Raw genomic sequence first — 16,801 nt, 5'->3', positions numbered from 1 at the left:
CCGACGTACGCCGCGGGGTCAGGCCCCGGCCGGCGTCACGTCGTCGACCAGCTGGGTGGCGTGGAGCCGGGCGTAGAGCCCGTCGCGCACCAGGAGCTCGGTGTGGGTGCCGCTCTCCACGATCCGGCCGCCGTCCACGACGAGGATCTGGTCGGCGTCGCGCACCGTCGAGAGGCGGTGGGCGATCACGAGCGACGTGCGTCCCTCGAGCGCGGTCGCGAGCGCCTCCTGCACCGCCTGCTCCGAGCCGCCGTCGAGGTGCGCCGTCGCCTCGTCGAGCACGACGAGGGGCGGGGCCTTCAGCAGCAGGCGCGCGATGGCGAGCCGCTGCCGCTCGCCGCCCGACAGCCGGTAGCCCCGGTCGCCGACCACCGTGTCGAGCCCGCTCGGCAGCGACCGCACGAGGTCGCCGACGCGCGCGGCGTCGAGCGCCGCCCAGATATCCGGGTCGGTGGCGGACGGACGGGCGTACCGCAGGTTGGCGCCGATCGTGTCGTGGAAGAGGTGGGCGTCCTGGGTCACGTAGCCCACGGCGTCCTCGAGCGAGTCGAGGGTCAGGCTGCGCACGTCGTGGCCGGCGAGCCGCACCGTGCCGGCGTCGACGTCGTACAGGCGGGCGACGAGGTGGGTGATCGTCGTCTTGCCCGCGCCCGACGGGCCCACGAGGGCGACCTTCTCGCCCGCCTCGGCCACGAACGTCACGTCGTGGAGCACCTGGCCGCCGCCGTTGCGGTCGGGCGAGGAGACGGTCTCCAACGAGGCCAGGGTCGTGCCGGCCGCGTTGGGGTAGGCGAACGAGACGCGGTCGAGCTCGAGCCGGATGCCGCCCGCACCGTCGTGCCGCGGTAGCGGCACGGCGTCGGCACGCTCGGGGACGCTGGCCGGCAGGTCGAGCACCTCGAAGACGCGCTCGAAGCTGACGAGCGCCGTCATGACGTCCACGCGCACGTTGGAGAGACCCTGCAGCGGGCCGAGCAGGCGGAGCAGCAGCGTGGCCAGCGCCAGGAGCGTGCCGAGCGTCAGCTCGCCCCGGACCACGAGGTAGCCGCCCACGCCGTAGACCAGCGCGGTCGCCATCGCCGGCACGAGCATCATCGTGGCCGCGAACAGACGGGTCAGGAGCGCGATCCGCACGCCGAGGTCCCGCACGACCTCCGCCTTGCCGGCGAAGAGCGCGTCCTCCTCCGGGCGGCGGCCGAACAGCTTGAGCAGCATCGCTCCGCCCACGTTGAAGCGCTCGGTCATCATGTTGCCGAGGTCGGCGTTGCCGTCCATCTGCCGCCGCGTCAGGCCGGCCAGCCGCGCTCCCACCCAGCGCGACACCCCGAAGAGCAGCGGGAACATGAGCAGGCACAGCAGCGTCACCTGCCAGCTGAGCGCCACCATGGTGATGCCCACGACCAGGACGGCGACCGTGTTCGACACGGCGCTGGAGAGCACGCTGGTGAAGGCCTTCTGCGCCCCGACGACGTCGTTGTTCAACCGGGAGACGAGGGCGCCGGTCTGGGTGCGGGTGAAGAACGCCAGGCCCTGGCGCTGCACGTGGGCGAACACCTGGCGCCGCAGGTCGTAGATGAGCCCCTCGCCCAGCCGCGCCGACAGCCACCCGCCGAGCACGCCGAGGACCGCGTCCACGATCGCGGTGAGCGCCATGAGGCCGGCGACCACCCCCACGACCCGCAGGTCGCGGGCGACGATGCCGTCGTCCACGAGGCGCTGGACGAGCAGCGGGGTGACCACCACGAGGAGGGCGTCGAGCACGGTGACGCCGCCGAACCAGCCGAGCACGCGCCGGTGGGGCCGGGCGGCGCCCAGCACGCGCCGTACGACGACGCGGTCGACCTTCGTCGACACCGCGGAGCGGTCGGTGCGCAGGTGCCGCCACGACGCGCCCATCCCCGACATGCCTGACATGACCCTCCCAACCGTCGCGGCGCGTCGCGTGTTCCCGCTCACCGCTACCGCTCCTGACCCTACGATGCGGACCGTGAGCACCGAGCCGTCCGTCGCTGCCGCGGCGTACGGGTCGCGCCTCCTCGGCCGCCCCGACCAGAGCGTCCGGTCGCTGCGGGTGCGCGTGCAGCTCCTGCTCACCGCCGTGCTGCTCGTCGCCAACCTGATCGGCGCCGTCGTCGTCGCGGCGGTGCTCCTGCTCGTGCGCCCGTCACAGCCCGTCTCCGGCGCCTACTGGCTCGCCCACGCGATCGCGGTCCCCGTGTACGTCGCGGCCGCGGCCGTCGCCGGCGTCCTCACCATCACGCGGGCGCTGCTGCGCGTGCTCACCTGGGCGCGGGAGGACCGGCCGCCCCGGGAGGAGGAGGTGCGCGCCACGCTCCGGGCGCCGCGCCTCGCCCTGGTGCGCCAGGGTGTCCTCTGGGCGGGGGGCGTCGCGCTCTTCACCTCGCTCGCCGTGTGGCTGCAGCCGGAGCTGGCGCTGACCGAGGGCATCGCCGTGACGCTGGCCGGGGTGCTCGTCTGCGCGATCTCCTACCTCTGGACCGAGTTCATCCTGCGGCCCATCACCGCGCGCGCCCTCGTGCAGGGACCGCCGCCCGTGGGGCGCACCTCGGGGGTCCACCGCCGCCTCATCGTCTTCTGGGTGCTCGGCACCGCCGTGCCCGTCGCGGTGCTCATGCTCTGCGGGATCCTCGCCCTGGCCGGCGACGACCAGGTCGACCTGACCCGGCTCGCGGTGCTGTGCCTCGTGCTGGGCGGCGTGGTGCTCCTCTTCGGCTACATGATCATCGGCCTGACCTCACGGTCGATCGTGGCGCCGATCGCCTCCGTGCGGCACGCGCTCGCCGCCGTCGAGGAGGGGCGGCTCGACGTCGTCATCCCGGTCTACGACGCCACCGAGATCGGTCACCTGCAGAGCGGCTTCAACCGGATGGCCGCCGGCCTGCGGGAGCGCGAGCGCATCCGCGACCTGTTCGGGCGCCACGTCGGTCAGGAGGTGGCCGCCGCCGCCGTCAGCGCCGACGTCGAGCTGGGGGGCGAGACCCGCGTCGTCTCGGTGCTCTTCGTGGACCTCATGGGCTCGACCGCGATGGCCACCCGGCTCGAGCCCCATGACGTCGTCACCGTCCTCAACCGGTTCTGCGCGGTGGTGGTCGACGAGGTCGACCGCGCCGGCGGGCTCGTCAACAAGTTCATGGGCGACGCGGTGCTCGCGGTCTTCGGTGCGCCGGTCCCCCGCGACGACCACGCCACGGCCGCGCTCCGGGCGGCCCGTGCCATCGCCGTACGGCTCGCGGAGGAGGTCCCGGAGATCCGGGCGGGCGTCGGTGTCGCCACCGGGGAGGCGGTCGCGGGCAACGTCGGCGACGAGCGGCGCTTCGAGTACACGGTCATCGGCGACGCCGTGAACTCCGCGGCCCGGCTCACCGAGCTCGCCAAGAAGCGCCCCGGCCTGGTGCTGGCGGCGGAGTCCTCCATGGCCGCCGCGGACGAGGACGAGGCGGCGCACTGGCGCGCCGACGGCGAGGAGGTCCTGCGCGGGCGCGCGGAGCCGACGGGCCTGGCGGTCCCGCGCTAGGCCGTCCTCCCCCCGTACCCCGGAGGGTGGGAGCGAGGGAAACGGGTCAGGCCAGCGAGACCAGCTCGGCGTAGGAGGCGTTCCAGAGGTCCTCGACGCCGTCCGGGAGGATGAGCACCCGGTCGGGCTCGAGCGCGAGCACCGCCCCCTCGTCGTGGGTCACGAGGATGATGGCGCCCTCGTAGCGACGGATCGCATCGAGCACCTCCTCGCGGGACGCCGGGTCGAGGTTGTTCGTCGGCTCGTCGAGGAGCAGCACGTTGGCGCTCGAGACCACGAGGGAGGCGAGCGCGAGCCGGGTCTTCTCGCCGCCGGAGAGCACGCCCGCCGGCTTGTGCGCGTCCTCGCCGGAGAAGAGGAACGAGCCCAGCACGGTGCGCGCCTCGGTGTCGGTGAGCTGCGGCGCCGCGCTCTGCATGTTCTCGAGCACGGTGCGCCCGGTGTCGAGCGTCTCGTGCTCCTGCGCGTAGTAGCCGATCTTCAGGCCGTGTCCCGGCACGACCTTGCCGGTGTCGGGTGCGTCGACGCCCGCGAGGATGCGGAGCATGGTCGTCTTGCCGGCGCCGTTGAGGCCGAGGATGACGACGCGGGAGCCCTTGTCGATGGCCAGGTCGACGCCGGTGAACACCTCGAGCGCGCCGTACGTGCGAGACAGGCCCTCCGCGGTCAGCGGGGTCTTGCCGCACGGGGCGGGCGAGGGGAACTTGATCTTGGCGACCTTCTCGGCGGCCCGCTCTCCCTCGACGCCGGCCATCATCTTCTCGGCCCGCTTGAGCATCGACTGGGCGGCCTGCGCCTTCGACGCCTTCGCGCGCATCTTGTTGGCCTGGTCGGTGAGCGTCTTCGCCTTGTTCTCGGCGTTCATCCGCTCCCGCTTGCGGCGCTTCTCGTCCGTCTCGCGCTGGGTCAGGTAGTGCTTCCAGCCCATGTTGTAGACGTCGATGACGCAGCGGTTCGCGTCGAGGTGGAACACCTTGTTGACCGTGTCCGCGAGCAGGTCGTTGTCGTGGCTGATCACGATGAACCCGCCGCGGTGCGCCTTGAGGAAGTCGCGCAGCCACACGATCGAGTCGGCGTCGAGGTGGTTGGTGGGCTCGTCGAGGATGAGCACGTCGGCGCCGGAGAAGAGGATGCGCGCCAGCTCCACGCGGCGGCGCTGGCCGCCCGAGAGCGTCTTCAGCTGCTGGCCGAGGATCCGGTCGGGGATGCCCAGGCTGGCCGCGATGGTCGCGGCCTCCGCCTCCGCGGCATACCCGCCACCCGCGTGCAGCTCCGCGTCCGCCCGGGCCCAGCGCTTCATCGCGCGCTCGGCCACGGCCGGGTCGTCGGCGCCCATCTGGGCCTCGGCGTCGCGCAGGCGGCGCACCACGTCGTCGAGGCCCCGGGCGGACAGGATGCGGTCGCGGGCGAGCACCTCGGGGTCGCCGACGCGGGGGTCCTGCGGGAGGTAGCCGACGTCGCCCGAGCGGTGCACCGAGCCGCTGGCGGGCAGCGCCTCACCGGCGAGGATCTTGGTCATCGTGGTCTTGCCCGCGCCGTTGCGGCCCACGAGGCCGATCTTGTCGCCGGCGGCGACGCGGAACGAGACGTTCTCCATCAGAAGCCGGGCACCCGCACGGACTTCGAGGTTCTGTGCGGTGATCATCGTTGCCGCACTCTACGGCGCGGCGGCGCCCGCGCCCGCATCGCGAGCCTGGGTGGACGGCACCGCTAGAGCAGCGCCTCCAGGTGCGCGAACTGGCGCTGGAGGGTGCGCAGGTGCGGCAGCACGCTCGGGTGCCGGAACTTGCCGGCGAGGGCGCCCTCGCCGTCGGCGACCCGCGCGAGCGCCCACTCCGCGCGGTTGAGGGCCGTGTAGACCGCGGTGACCCGGGCACCCAGCAGCGCGTCCTCGGGACCGGCCAGCCCGGGCGGCAGCGCCGTGACGTACGCGTCGAGCAGCACCTCCAGCGACTCCGGCACCGTCAGCGCCACGTAGCCGAGGTCACCGCCGACGGGTCCGGTGCCGAGACTGCCCCAGTCGAGGGCCAGAACCGCGTCGTCGACCCGCGCGGTGAAGTTCGCGGGCACGGGGTCGCCGTGCTGGAGCACCTGCGGCAGCGCGTCCAGCCGGTCCAGGAGGCTGCCCCGGCGGTGCCAGAGCCGGTCGGCCGCGTCGGCGATGCTCGTGCGGGCCAGCGTGCGCCACCCGCCGCGCCACGCGACGCGACCGAGACGGGAGCGCAGCTGGTCGCGCGCCAGCCACGGGACGTCAGGTACGGCGTTCCCGGCGAACGCGCCGAGGCGGCTGGCGAGGAACAGGCCGGGCAGGCGCTCCCCCGCGGCGTACGCGAACCGCATCGTGATGCCCTCGCCGTCCTCCGCGACGTCGAGCACCGGTACGCCGCGGACCCCGGCCGTCCCGTCGACGAGCCCCCGCAGGGCGACGGCCGCGGGCCGCTTCCACCACGCCGGGTGCGTGGTGTCGGAGAGCTCCGCGGGGTCGCCCGGGACCGGCGCGAGCAGCCGCTTGACCACGGTGGGCGTCGCGCCCGAGGGGTCCAGCCACACGCCACCGGTCGAGGTGCCGCGCCCGCCGGGCAACGGCTCCCACCCGTCGTCGGGGCGCCACATGGTCCGGAGTCTGGCAGGTCGGGCGCCGAGATCCGCGCAGCGACGCGGGTTTTGCGTCGGCAGACCCGGGTACGCCGCGTCCCATGCCCGCTCGTGACCGACGTCCTGTCCGTGCCCTCGCGACCCTCGCCGTGAGCGTCGTGCTGCTCGGTGGAGCCCTGACCGCGTGCGGCCCGAGCGCCGGCGATGGCGGCGGCGACGGCGGGACCGAGGGTCGCGGCGGCGCCGACGGGCGTCAGGACGAGGGCCTCGTGTGGACGGCGGTCGCGGCCCTGCCCACGACGGCTCACGACGAGTTCCAGATCAGCGTCGGCGACCTGGACCGGGCCACCGAGCTCGGCGGCCTCGAGCGCCCCACGGATCCCGCCGACGAGGCCGGTCTCGCGGCCTGGGTCCAGGGCCTCGCGGGGCTGGGCGGGGGGACGGACCTCGGTCTCGAGGTGCCGCAGGTGCTCGGCGGCGCGAGCTCGCTCGACCAGCCGGCCGTCGCCGACGAGATCGGCACGTGGCTGGGCGGCGCGCGCTGGTTCGGCGAGCTCGCGTCACCGCCGGCGCGGACGTCGGTCGTCGAGGGCACGATCGACGTCGAGCACCTGGCGGCGACGTACGACGGGGAGGCCGACGCCGAGGGCGGTCGCTGGAAGGTGGGCGAGGGCGAGGACTTCACCGCCGACCCGTCGGCGGCGTCGCCGGTGCGCCGGTTGGGCCAGCCGCTGCACCTCGACGTCGACGGCGACCGCCTGACGGCGTCGCTGAGCGAGCCGGACCTGGCGCTCGCCCTGGCCGGTGACCGGGGCAGCGAGCCCGCGCTCGACCTGGCCGAGGCCCTCGACGCCCACGACGTCTACGCCGCCCGCGTCGTCGTCGGCCGGTTCGACGGCGGCGAGCGGTCGCTGCCGGCGTCGTTCGACGCGGTGGCGATGGGGCTCACGGGTCAGGAGGGCGACGCACAGGTCGTCGTGGCCTACGCGCACGACGACGCCGCCTCTGCCGAGGAGAACGCGGACGCGGTCGCCGACGTGCTCGCCGACGACCCGGACGGGGCTCCGCTCGAGGTGACGGGCACGGAGGTCGACGGCGCCGTCCTGACCGTCACGCTCCGCATGACCGGCGACGCGCCGGTGCGGACGGCGTGGACCGTGCTCGACCGGCGGGCGCCCCTCGTCAGCCACCGCTGACGGCGTCGGCCGGGGACCTCGGCGGCACCCGGGGGCCGTCAGGTGCCCGGGGCGTTCTCCACCCGGACCTGCAGGGCGGACGCGTCGGCGACGGCCTGCTCGAGCACGGACCGCCGCGGGTCGGGAACGTCGAGGAACGGGTCCACCGTCACCACCTCGAGACGTCGGTCCTCGAGCACGTCGGTGACCGCCGCGCGATCGCCACCGGCGACCACGAGGATCCGCCCAGGGCCCCAGACGCGGTGCGCGTGGTCGGCGGCCGCGTCGTAGGCGGCCTGCGCCTGGTTCGCGCGTCGGCGCGCGAAGCGCTGCTGGCTCTGCCCACCGGCCTTGGTGCGACCCTGCACGTGCCGGCTGCCCACCTTGCTCGCGACGGTGGTCTCCCCCGCGAGCCGCGCCACGGCGTACCCGCCCTTGCGGACCAGCAGCACCCCCCAGCGCTCGGGCAGCACGCGGACGGCGAGAAAGGCTGCGGGGTCGGGCGCTCCGGAGTACGACGCGGCGAACGGCAACCGGGCCTCGAAGCCCGAGCCGTCGGTGGACGTGCCCACGAGCGCACCGTCGACGACGGCGAGCGTCGTGCCGGGATGACGGGCGCCGAAGTTCGCGACCCAGCGCTCCCAGCGCGCCGCCGGCACGTGGACCACGGCCGGCGGCGTCACGGGGCGGTGCTCAGACGTTGAAGCCGAGGGCGCGCAGCTGGTCGCGGCCGTCGTCGGTGATCTTGTCGGGACCCCACGGCGGCATCCAGACCCAGTTGATGGCGACGTCGTTGACGATGCCCTCGAGCGCCGTCGACGTCTGGTCGCTGATCACGTCGGTGAGGGGGCACGCCGCCGAGGTCAGGGTCATGTCGATGACGGCGTTGGAGTCCTCGTCCACGTGGATGCCGTAGACCAGGCCGAGGTCGACGACGTTGATGCCGAGCTCGGGGTCCACGACGTCCTTCATGGCCTCCTCGACGTCGTCGAGGGACACGGTCGCGGAGCGGCTCGAAGAGACGCCGCCCGACGCCTCGGGCACGTCGGGGAGGTCGCCGTGGTCGTGACCGTGCCCGTGCCCGTGGTGCGCGTGGTCGTGGCCACTGTGGTCGTGGTGGTCGTGGGCGCCGTGGTCCGTCACCGGCGCCTCGCCCGCGTTGGGCACGGTGTCGCCGTCGGTGACCTCGCCGGTCACCGGACCGTCGGTGGTGGGGGCGGTCTGGCCGCCCGTGGTCTGGTCGGTGGTCTGCTCGGTCACTTGCTGTTCTCCTCCATGACTCGGGCCGTCGCGTCCTTCCAGGCCATCCACGACAGCAGGGCGCACTTCACGCGCGCCGGGAACTTGGCGACACCGGCGAACGCGATGCCGTCCTCCAGCACGTCCTCGTCGGGCTCCACCTGTCCCTTGCCCTGCATGAGGGTCAGGAACGTCTCGTGCACCTCGAGCGCCTCCGCCACGGGACGCCCGATGACGAGGTCGGTCATCACCGAGGCCGAGGCCTGGGAGATGGAGCAGCCCAGGGAGTCGTAGGACACGTCGGCCACGGTCTCCGCGCCCGGCTCACCGGTGAGGTGGACCCGCAGCGTGATCTCGTCGCCGCAGGTCGGGTTCACGTGGTGCACCTCGGCCTCGTGCGGGTCCCGGAGCCCCTTGTGGTGCGGGTTCTTGTAGTGGTCGAGGATGATCTCCTGGTACAGCGCGTCCAGGTCCTGTGCGGTCACGAGTCACCCAACCGGAAGTAGGAGCGGGTGTATTCCAGCGCCTCGACGAGCGCGTCGATCTCGCCGGGCGTCGTGTAGAGGTACGACGACATCCGGGTCGAGCTCTGCACCCCGAAGCGGGCGTGGGCCGGCTTCGCGCAGTGGTGACCGGCGCGCACGGCCACGCCGCGGGAGTCGAGCACCTGCGCGACGTCGTGCGGGTGCACGCCGTCGATCTCGAAGCTGATCGCCCCGCCCCGCTGGGCGGCGTCGAGCGGGCCCAGCACCGTGAGGCCGGGGATCGTGGCCAGTCCCTCCAGCGCGTACGCCGTGATGGCCTGCTCGTGCGCGTGCACGTGCTGCATCCCGAGGTCCGACAGGTAGTCGACCGCCGCGCCGAGCCCGACGGCCTCGACGATCGGCGGGGTGCCGGCCTCGAACTTGTGGGGGATGCCGGCGTACGTCGAGCGCTCCATCGCCACCGTCGCGATCATCTCGCCACCACCGAGGAACGGCGGCAGCTCGTCGAGGACGGCCCGGCTGCCCCACAGCACGCCGATCCCCGTCGGACCGACGACCTTGTGACCGGTGAAGGCCAGCAGGTCGGGGCGCTCCTCGGCGGGCATCGCGGCCAGGTCGATCGGCAGCTGGGGGGCGGCCTGGGAGGCGTCGACGACCACGAGGGCACCGACCTCGTGGGCGCGGCGGGTGATCTCCGCGACCGGGTTGACGGTGCCGAGCATGTTGGACACCCAGGTGAAGGTGACGACCTTCGTGCGCTCGGTGATCAGCTCATCGATGTTCGACAGGTCGAGGTGGCCGTCGTCGGTGAGGCCGAACCAGCGCAGCGTGGCGCCGGTCCGCTGCGTGAGCAGCTGCCACGGCACGATGTTGGAGTGGTGCTCCATCTCGGTGGTGACGACGACGTCGCCCTCACCGAGCGCCAGGTCGCCCCGGGCCCACGCGAGGGTGTTCGCCACGAGGTTGAGCGCCTCGGAGGCGTTCTTCGTGAAGATGACCTCGTCCCGGGACGGGGCGCCGATGAACGCCGCCACCTTGTCGCGGGCGGCCTCGAACGCCTCCGACGACTCCGCACCGAGCTGGTGCATGGCGCGGGCGACGTTGGCGTTGTGGCGCTCGAGGTGGTCGACCATCGTGTCGATCACGCACTGCGGCTTCTGCGAGGTGTTGGCGCTGTCGAGGTAGACCAGCGGCATCCCGCCCGCGAGCGTGCGCTCGAGGATCGGGAAGTCCTTGCGGACCACCTCGAGCTGGGGCAGCAGACCAGCGATCGACATGGTGTTCCTTTCAGACGGACGGGATGACGCGGCGGCGTACGAGGCGTGCGGCCTCAGACGGCCGCGGTGAGGTACTTGTCGTAGCCCTCGGCCTCGAGCTGGTCGGCGAGCTCGGCGCCGCCGGACTCGGCGACCTTGCCGGCCACGAACACGTGCACGAAGTCCGGCTTGATGTAGCGCAGGATGCGCGTGTAGTGCGTGATCAGAAGGACGGCCTTGTCGCCGTCCTTCGCGAACGTGTTGACGCCCTCGGAGACGACCTTGAGCGCGTCGATGTCGAGGCCGGAGTCGGTCTCGTCGAGCACCGCGACCTTCGGCTGCAGCAGGTTGAGCTGCGCGATCTCGTGGCGCTTCTTCTCGCCGCCGGAGAAGCCCTCGTTGACCGAGCGCTGGGAGAAGGACGCGTCGAGGCCGTTGGCGCCGAGCGCGGTGTTGACGTCCTTCACCCACGTGCGCAGCTTGGGCGCCTCGCCGTCGATGGCGGTCTTGGCCGTGCGGAGGAAGTTGGCCACGGACACGCCGGGCACCTCGACGGGGTACTGCATCGCGAGGAAGAGGCCGGCGCGGGCCCGCTCGTCGACGCTCATCGCGAGCACGTCCTCGCCGTCGAGCGTGACGGTGCCGCCCGTGACCTCGTACTTGGGGTGTCCCGCGATCGAGTAGGCGAGCGTGGACTTGCCCGAGCCGTTGGGGCCCATGATCGCGTGCGTCTCGCCGTCCTTGATGGTCAGCGTGACGCCCTTGAGGATCTCCTTGGGGCCGTCCTCGGTGGTCACCGAGACGTGCAGGTCCTTGATCTCCAGCGTGCTCATGTTCTCTCTCGTTCTCCAGCGTGGGGTGGAAGTCGGTGGGGGTGGGCGCCCGGCGGCTCAGCCGCTCGGGCGCACTCCGTTGAGGGTGGTCGTGACGTCGACATACACGTCGTCGCCGCGCACCTCGACCGGGAAGGTCGCGACGGGCTCCGTGGCGGGCAGCCCCGAGGGCTCCCCCGTGCGGAGGTCGAACTCCGAGCCGTGCAGCCAGCACTCGATGCGGCAGTCGCTCACCTCGCCCTCGGAGAGAGCGACCGCGGCGTGGCTGCAGAGGTCCTCGAGGGCGTAGAAGGTCTCGCCGTCACGAGCGACGGCGACCTCCAGCGACCCCACCTTCACGGCGACGGCCGTGTCGGCGGGGACGTCGGCGGCGGCGCAGGCGCGCTCGAACGCCACGGGTCAGGCCCGACCGTCGGTGAGGACGTGGCGCTCGAGCTCGGCCTCGACGACCGCGCGCAGCCGCTCCTCGAGCTCGGGCACGCCGACGCGGCGGATCAGGTCGTTGAAGAACCCGTGCACGACGAGGCGGCGGGCCTCGGACTCCTCGATCCCGCGCGAGCGGAGGTAGAAGAGCTGCTCGTCGTCGAAGCGGCCGATCGCCGACGCGTGGCCCGCGCCCTCGATCTCGCCGGTCTCGATCTCGAGGTTCGGCACCGAGTCGGCCTGGCAGCCGTCGGTGAGCACGAGGTTGCGGTTCTCCTCGTAGGTCTCGATGCCCTCGGCGACCTTGCGGATGAGGACGTTGCCGATCCACACCGCGCGGGCGCCCTCGCCCTGCAGCGCGCCCTTGTAGACCACGTTGCTCTTGGTCTTGGGCGCGGTGTGGTCGACGAAGAGGCGGTGCTCGATGTGCTGGCCGGCGTCCACGAAGTAGAGGCCGAGCAGCTCCGCGTCGCCACCGGGCCCGGCGTACTCCACGTTCGTCGACGTGCGCACCAGGTCGCCGCCGATCGTGAACTCGCTGGCGCGGACGCGGGCGTCGCGTCCGACGCGGATGCCCACCTGGCCGGCGTGCACCGAGTCGTCGCTCCAGTCGTTGAGCGTGACGAGGTCGAGCTGCGCGCCGTCGCCGACGAGCACCGTGGTGGCGTGGCTGTAGCGCGCCTGGCCCCGGTGCTCGATGACGACGGTGGCGCGCGCGAAGCGACCGACCCGCACGACGAGCTGACCCCACACGACCTCGTCGAGACCCGTGCCCTCGAGGTCGATGCGCACGGGCTCGTCCAGCTCGGCCTCGGCCGGGATGTCGAGCAGCATCGCCCCGCCCGCGTGGGCGACCGCGAGCGCCGCCAGACGGTCGAACGGGAGGAACTCGTCGAGCTCGCGGGCCTCCTCCCCCGTGATGGGGGTCAGCGTCACGCCGGCGGGGAGCTGGGTGCTCCACGCCAGGTGGGCGTCGGAGGCCTGGTCGTCGAGCAGGCCCCGGAGCCGCTTGAGCGGCGTGAAGCGCCAGATCTCCTCGCGACCCGTCGGTGCCGGGTGCAGCTCCAGGTCGTAGCCCGGCTCCGGGTGGAGGTGGCTCGACACCTTGCCGGTCTCCAGGGCCTGGGCGGCGGCGGGCGTCTCGTCGATGACAGTCACTTCGTCTCTTCGTCTTTCCTCGGGATCGGTACGGCGCGGGTGCGGCGGCTGCGGCTGCGGAGCCGGGTCAGCCGACGGCGCCCTCCATCTGCAGCTCGATGAGGCGGTTGAGCTCGAGCGCGTACTCCATCGGGAGCTCCTTCGCGATCGGCTCGACGAAACCGCGCACGATCATCGCCATCGCCTCGTCCTCGGCGAGCCCGCGGCTCATCAGGTAGAACAGCTGGTCCTCGGAGACCTTCGACACCGACGCCTCGTGGCCCATCGACACGTCGTCCTCGCGGATGTCGACGTAGGGGTAGGTGTCGGACCGGCTGATCTGGTCGACGAGGAGCGCGTCGCAGAGCACGTTCGACTTGGAGCCGTGCGCGCCCTCGTTCACCTGGATGAGGCCGCGGTACGACGTGCGGCCGCCACCGCGGGCGACGGACTTCGAGAGGATCGAGGAGGACGTGTGGGGCGCGGCGTGCACCATCTTGGCGCCGGCGTCCTGGTGCTGGCCCTCGCCCGCGAACGCGATGGACAGCGTCTCGCCCTTGGCGTGCTCGCCCATGAGGTAGACGGCCGGGTACTTCATCGTCACCTTGGAGCCGATGTTGCCGTCGACCCACTCCATGGTCGCGCCGGCCTCGCACGTGGCGCGCTTCGTGACGAGGTTGTAGACGTTGTTCGACCAGTTCTGGATGGTCGTGTAGCGGACGCGGGCGCCCTTCTTCACGACGATCTCGACGACCGCGGAGTGCAGCGAGTCGGAGGAGTAGATCGGCGCCGTGCAGCCCTCGACGTAGTGCACGTACGAGTCCTCGTCGGCGATGATCAGCGTGCGCTCGAACTGGCCCATGTTCTCCGTGTTGATCCGGAAGTAGGCCTGGAGCGGGATGTCGACGTGGACGCCCTTGGGCACGTAGATGAACGAGCCGCCGGACCACACCGAGGTGTTGAGCGCGGAGAACTTGTTGTCGCCGACGGGGATGACGGTGCCGAAGTACTCCTTGAAGAGCTCCTCGTGCTCCTTCAGCGCCGTGTCGGTGTCGACGAAGATGACGCCCTTCTCCTCGAGGTCCTCACGGATCGAGTGGTAGACGACCTCCGACTCGTACTGCGCGGCGACGCCGGCGACCAGACGCTGCTTCTCGGCCTCGGGGATGCCGAGCTTGTCGTACGTGTTCTTGATGTCCTCCGGCAGCTCCTCCCAGCTGGTGGCCTGCTTCTCGGAGGACCGCACGAAGTACTTGATGTTGTCGAAGTCGATCCCGCCGAGGTCGGAGCCCCAGGTGGGCATCGGCTTGCGGTCGAACAGCTTGAGGCCCTTGAGGCGGAGGTCCAGCATCCACCCGGGCTCGCTCTTCTTGGAGGAGATGTCGCGCACGACGTCCTCGTTGAGGCCGCGCTGCGCGGCAGCGCCGGCGGCGTCGGAGTCGGACCAGCCGAACTCGTACCGGCCGATGCCCTCGAGGCCGGGGTTGAGCTCGTCGATGCTCGGGGTGGACGTCATGCGGACGCTCCGTTCTCGTCGGGGGTCGGACGGTCGATCAGGTCGGTGTCACGGATGGTCGGGAGGTCGGGGATGCAGGTCGTGCACACCCCGTCGCCGTGCGCGATGGTCGCGAGGCGCTGGACGTGCCGCCCCAGCACCTGGCTGATGGCCTCGGTCTCCGCCTCGCACAGCTGGGGGAACTCGGCGGCGACGTGGGAGATCGGGCAGTGCTGCTGGCACAGCTGGTCGCCGACGGGCGAGGCGCGCACGCTCGCGGCGTACCCCTCCTGCGTGAGCACGCGGGCGAGCACCTCGGCGGGCGACAGCTCCGGGTGCGCCTCGCTGACCGCGCCGAAGTCGCGGCCGATGAAGGCGACGCGCCGGCGGGCGAAGTCGAGCACGGCGTCGTCGCCCTGGGTCTCGGCCAGGAAGCGCAGGGCCTGCACGGCCAGGTCGTCGTACTGCTGGTCGAACTGCTGGCGGCCCGCGTCGGTCAGGTGGAAGACCCGCGCCGGGCGGCCACGGCCCCGGGAACCTCCGGGACGCTGCTGGCGCACCTCGACGCTCCCGTCCTCGACGAGCTGGTCGAGGTGGCGGCGCACGGCCGCGGGCGTGAGGTCCAGCCGCTCGGCGAGCTGCGCCGCCGTCGACGGGCCGGCCTCGAGGATGCTGCGGACCACGCGCGCGCGGGTGGGTGCGTCGGAGTCGTCGGACCCGGGGGGACCGACGACCGAAGCGCCTCGCAGCATTTCCACTACGCCAGTGTGACGTTATTCGACCTGCCCCTTCAAGCAAGGGTGTCCTAACCCTCCCGCGCCCGGCCGGGACGGAGCCTCGGGGCGGCCTCGGGGCGGGCTGGCGCGGTCCGACTCCTACACTGGCACGGTGCCGACCCCCGCTCCTGCCGTCGCCGTCGACGGCCTGGTGATGCGGTACGGCGACCTCGTGGCCGTCGACCACCTGGACCTCCGCGTCGAGGCCGGCACGATCACCGCGGTCCTGGGGCCGAACGGCGCGGGCAAGACGACCACGCTCGAGACCTGCGAGGGCTACCGGCGGCCGCAGGCCGGCTCCGTACGGGTGCTCGGTCTGGATCCCGTCCGCGACCGGCGGTCCCTGCTCCCCCGCATCGGCGTGATGCTGCAGGCGGGTGGGGCCTGGTCGGGCGTGCGCGCCGAGGAGATGCTGCGCCACGTGGCCGCCCTGCACGCCGACCCGCTGCCGGTCGGCCTGCTCGTCGAGCGGCTCGGTCTCGCCGAGTGCGGGCGGACGCCGTTCCGCCGCCTGTCCGGCGGTCAGCAGCAGCGCCTCGGCCTCGCGACGGCCCTCGTCGGTCGCCCCGAGCTGTTGTTCGTCGACGAGCCGACGGCGGGCATGGACCCCGCCATCCGGCGCACGACGTGGGAGCTGCTCGAGGAGCTGCGGGCGGACGGCGTGACCACCGTGCTGACGACGCACTACCTCGAGGAGGCCGAGCGCCTCGCCGACCACGTGCACGTCATCGACCGCGGGCGGCTCATCGCGAGCGGCACGCCGTACGAGCTCACCCGCGCCGGCGGGGCCACGACGGTGCGGCTCGTCGTGACGAAGCCGTTCCCGCCGCACGCGCCGGCGTCGTTGCAGGCCGCGCTCGGCCCGGCCACGGAGGTCACGACCATCAACGCCCAGAGCCTCCTCATCACGGGACCGGCCGACGCCTCGACGCTGGCGAAGGTCTCGGCCTGGTGCGAGCAGCACGGGGTGCTCCCCGAGTCGCTGACCCTCGGCCAGCGCACGCTCGAGGACGTCTTCCTCCAGCTCACCGGCCGCGTGCTGACCGAGCCGACGCCGAGCGGGGCCGCGGGATGAGCGCCGGGACGTTCGCCCCGTCCCCGGGCGCGGCACCGCTGACCCGCCAGGTGCGGGCCCAGGCGCTGATGGAGACGCGCCTCATGCTGCGCAACGGCGAGCAGCTGCTCGTCGCCCTCGTCATCCCCGTCATGGCCCTCGTCGGCGGCGTCATCGCCGGACGACGGGGCGGGATCGAGCTCGACGGGCGGGCCGTCGACGTGCTCACCCCGGGCGTGCTGGCGCTCGCCGTGATGTCGACCGCGTTCACGTCCCTCGCGATCGCGACGGGCTTCGAGCGGCGCTACGGCCTCATCAAGCGCCTCGGCGCCTCGCCCCTGCCCCGGCACGGCCTGCTGCTCGGCAAGCTGGGAGCGATCCTCGTCGTCCACGTGGTGCAGGGCGTCGTGCTCGTCCCGGTCGCGCTCGCGCTCGGCTGGCGTCCCGGAGGCGGCGCGGTCGGCGTGCTGGCTGCCCTGCTCGCGGTGCTCGTCGGAGCAGCGGCCTTCTCGTCGCTCGGCCTGCTCATGGCCGGCACCCTCCGCGCCGAGGCGACGCTCGCCGCGGCGAACCTCGTCTACCTGCTGCTGCTCGTCGGCGGTGCCGTGGTGCTGCCGCGGGGCTCGTACGGCGCAGCCGGCGACCTCCTCGCCGTGCTGCCCTCGGCCGCGCTGGGCGACGCGATGCGTGCAGCGCTCATCGACGGCCGGGTGGCCGTCCTCCCCCTCCTGATCCTCGTGGCGTGGGCAGTCGCCGGCGCCGCAGCCGTGTCCCGATTCTTCCGCTGGGAGTAGCCAG

At 72.8% G+C, this 16,801-nt stretch carries 16 protein-coding genes; 4 read left to right on the top strand and 12 right to left on the bottom strand.

The annotated features are described in order from the left end of the window. Positions 1–18: 18 nt before the first annotated feature. The gene (locus PIR53_06305) at positions 19–1,905 is read right to left on the bottom strand and encodes an ABC transporter ATP-binding protein (protein WZH53603.1); all 1,887 of its coding nucleotides are present in this window, start codon (positions 1,903–1,905) and stop codon (positions 19–21) included. 82 nt (positions 1,906–1,987) lie between these two features. Between PIR53_06305 and PIR53_06300 the strand changes: the two genes are divergently transcribed. After that, positions 1,988–3,535, top strand: coding sequence for an adenylate/guanylate cyclase domain-containing protein (locus PIR53_06300; protein ID WZH53602.1), 1,548 nt, complete (start codon positions 1,988–1,990; stop codon positions 3,533–3,535). A 46-nt stretch (positions 3,536–3,581) separates the two neighbouring features. Here PIR53_06300 and PIR53_06295 read toward each other — a convergent pair whose 3' ends face one another. Further along, entirely contained in the window at positions 3,582–5,180 is a 1,599-nt protein-coding gene (locus PIR53_06295; protein ID WZH53601.1) for an ABC-F family ATP-binding cassette domain-containing protein, read from the bottom strand. A gap of 65 nt (positions 5,181–5,245) precedes the next feature. Next, positions 5,246–6,148: a phosphotransferase gene (locus PIR53_06290; protein ID WZH53600.1), complete on the bottom strand. Its 903-nt coding sequence runs from the start codon at positions 6,146–6,148 to the stop codon at positions 5,246–5,248. 83 nt (positions 6,149–6,231) lie between these two features. On the opposite strand from PIR53_06290, the gene PIR53_06285 reads away from it, so the two are divergent. Further along, entirely contained in the window at positions 6,232–7,326 is a 1,095-nt protein-coding gene (locus PIR53_06285) for a hypothetical protein (protein WZH53599.1), read from the top strand. 38 nt (positions 7,327–7,364) lie between these two features. Here PIR53_06285 and PIR53_06280 read toward each other — a convergent pair whose 3' ends face one another. The 9 genes from PIR53_06280 to PIR53_06240 all read right to left on the bottom strand — a co-directional run bounded on the left by PIR53_06280 (position 7,365) and on the right by PIR53_06240 (position 14,925). Beyond that, positions 7,365–7,988, bottom strand: coding sequence for an acVLRF1 family peptidyl-tRNA hydrolase (locus PIR53_06280; protein WZH53598.1), 624 nt, complete (start codon positions 7,986–7,988; stop codon positions 7,365–7,367). Between the two features lie 10 nt (positions 7,989–7,998). Continuing rightward, positions 7,999–8,349, bottom strand: coding sequence for a metal-sulfur cluster assembly factor (locus tag PIR53_06275; protein ID WZH54409.1), 351 nt, complete (start codon positions 8,347–8,349; stop codon positions 7,999–8,001). A gap of 212 nt (positions 8,350–8,561) precedes the next feature. Next, positions 8,562–9,029: an SUF system NifU family Fe-S cluster assembly protein gene (locus PIR53_06270; GenBank protein ID WZH53597.1), complete on the bottom strand. Its 468-nt coding sequence runs from the start codon at positions 9,027–9,029 to the stop codon at positions 8,562–8,564. Beyond that, entirely contained in the window at positions 9,026–10,306 is a 1,281-nt protein-coding gene (locus tag PIR53_06265) for a cysteine desulfurase (protein WZH53596.1), read from the bottom strand. The genes PIR53_06270 and PIR53_06265 overlap by 4 nt, the downstream gene beginning before the upstream one ends. 53 nt (positions 10,307–10,359) lie before the next feature. Continuing rightward, positions 10,360–11,118 (bottom strand): Fe-S cluster assembly ATPase SufC, encoded by a 759-nt coding sequence (gene sufC / locus PIR53_06260; protein WZH53595.1) that lies wholly within the window; start codon positions 11,116–11,118, stop codon positions 10,360–10,362. A 57-nt stretch (positions 11,119–11,175) separates the two neighbouring features. Then, entirely contained in the window at positions 11,176–11,514 is a 339-nt protein-coding gene (locus tag PIR53_06255) for a non-heme iron oxygenase ferredoxin subunit (protein WZH53594.1), read from the bottom strand. A 3-nt stretch (positions 11,515–11,517) separates the two neighbouring features. After that, positions 11,518–12,699, bottom strand: a complete 1,182-nt coding sequence (gene sufD / locus PIR53_06250) for a Fe-S cluster assembly protein SufD (protein ID WZH53593.1) — start codon at positions 12,697–12,699, stop codon at positions 11,518–11,520. Positions 12,700–12,766: 67 nt separating this feature from the next. Next, the gene (gene sufB / locus PIR53_06245; protein WZH53592.1) at positions 12,767–14,194 is read right to left on the bottom strand and encodes a Fe-S cluster assembly protein SufB; all 1,428 of its coding nucleotides are present in this window, start codon (positions 14,192–14,194) and stop codon (positions 12,767–12,769) included. Continuing rightward, on the bottom strand, positions 14,191–14,925 hold the full coding sequence (locus PIR53_06240; protein WZH53591.1) for a helix-turn-helix domain-containing protein: 735 nt from the start codon (positions 14,923–14,925) through the stop codon (positions 14,191–14,193). Before PIR53_06240 ends, sufB begins: the two co-directional genes overlap by 4 nt. A gap of 136 nt (positions 14,926–15,061) precedes the next feature. On the opposite strand from PIR53_06240, the gene PIR53_06235 reads away from it, so the two are divergent. Next, positions 15,062–16,024, top strand: a complete 963-nt coding sequence (locus PIR53_06235; GenBank protein ID WZH53590.1) for an ABC transporter ATP-binding protein — start codon at positions 15,062–15,064, stop codon at positions 16,022–16,024. Next, a complete protein-coding gene (locus PIR53_06230; protein WZH53589.1) occupies positions 16,021–16,797 on the top strand; it encodes an ABC transporter permease in 777 nt (258 codons plus the stop codon). Before PIR53_06235 ends, PIR53_06230 begins: the two co-directional genes overlap by 4 nt. The last annotated feature ends 4 nt before the right edge of the window (positions 16,798–16,801 follow it).

Source organism: Nocardioides alkalitolerans (genome assembly GCA_038184435.1).
Classification (GTDB): domain Bacteria; phylum Actinomycetota; class Actinomycetes; order Propionibacteriales; family Nocardioidaceae; genus Nocardioides; species Nocardioides alkalitolerans_A.
Note: the sequence above shows the minus strand (reverse complement) of the source record. Positions and strands in the feature narration are given on the sequence as shown.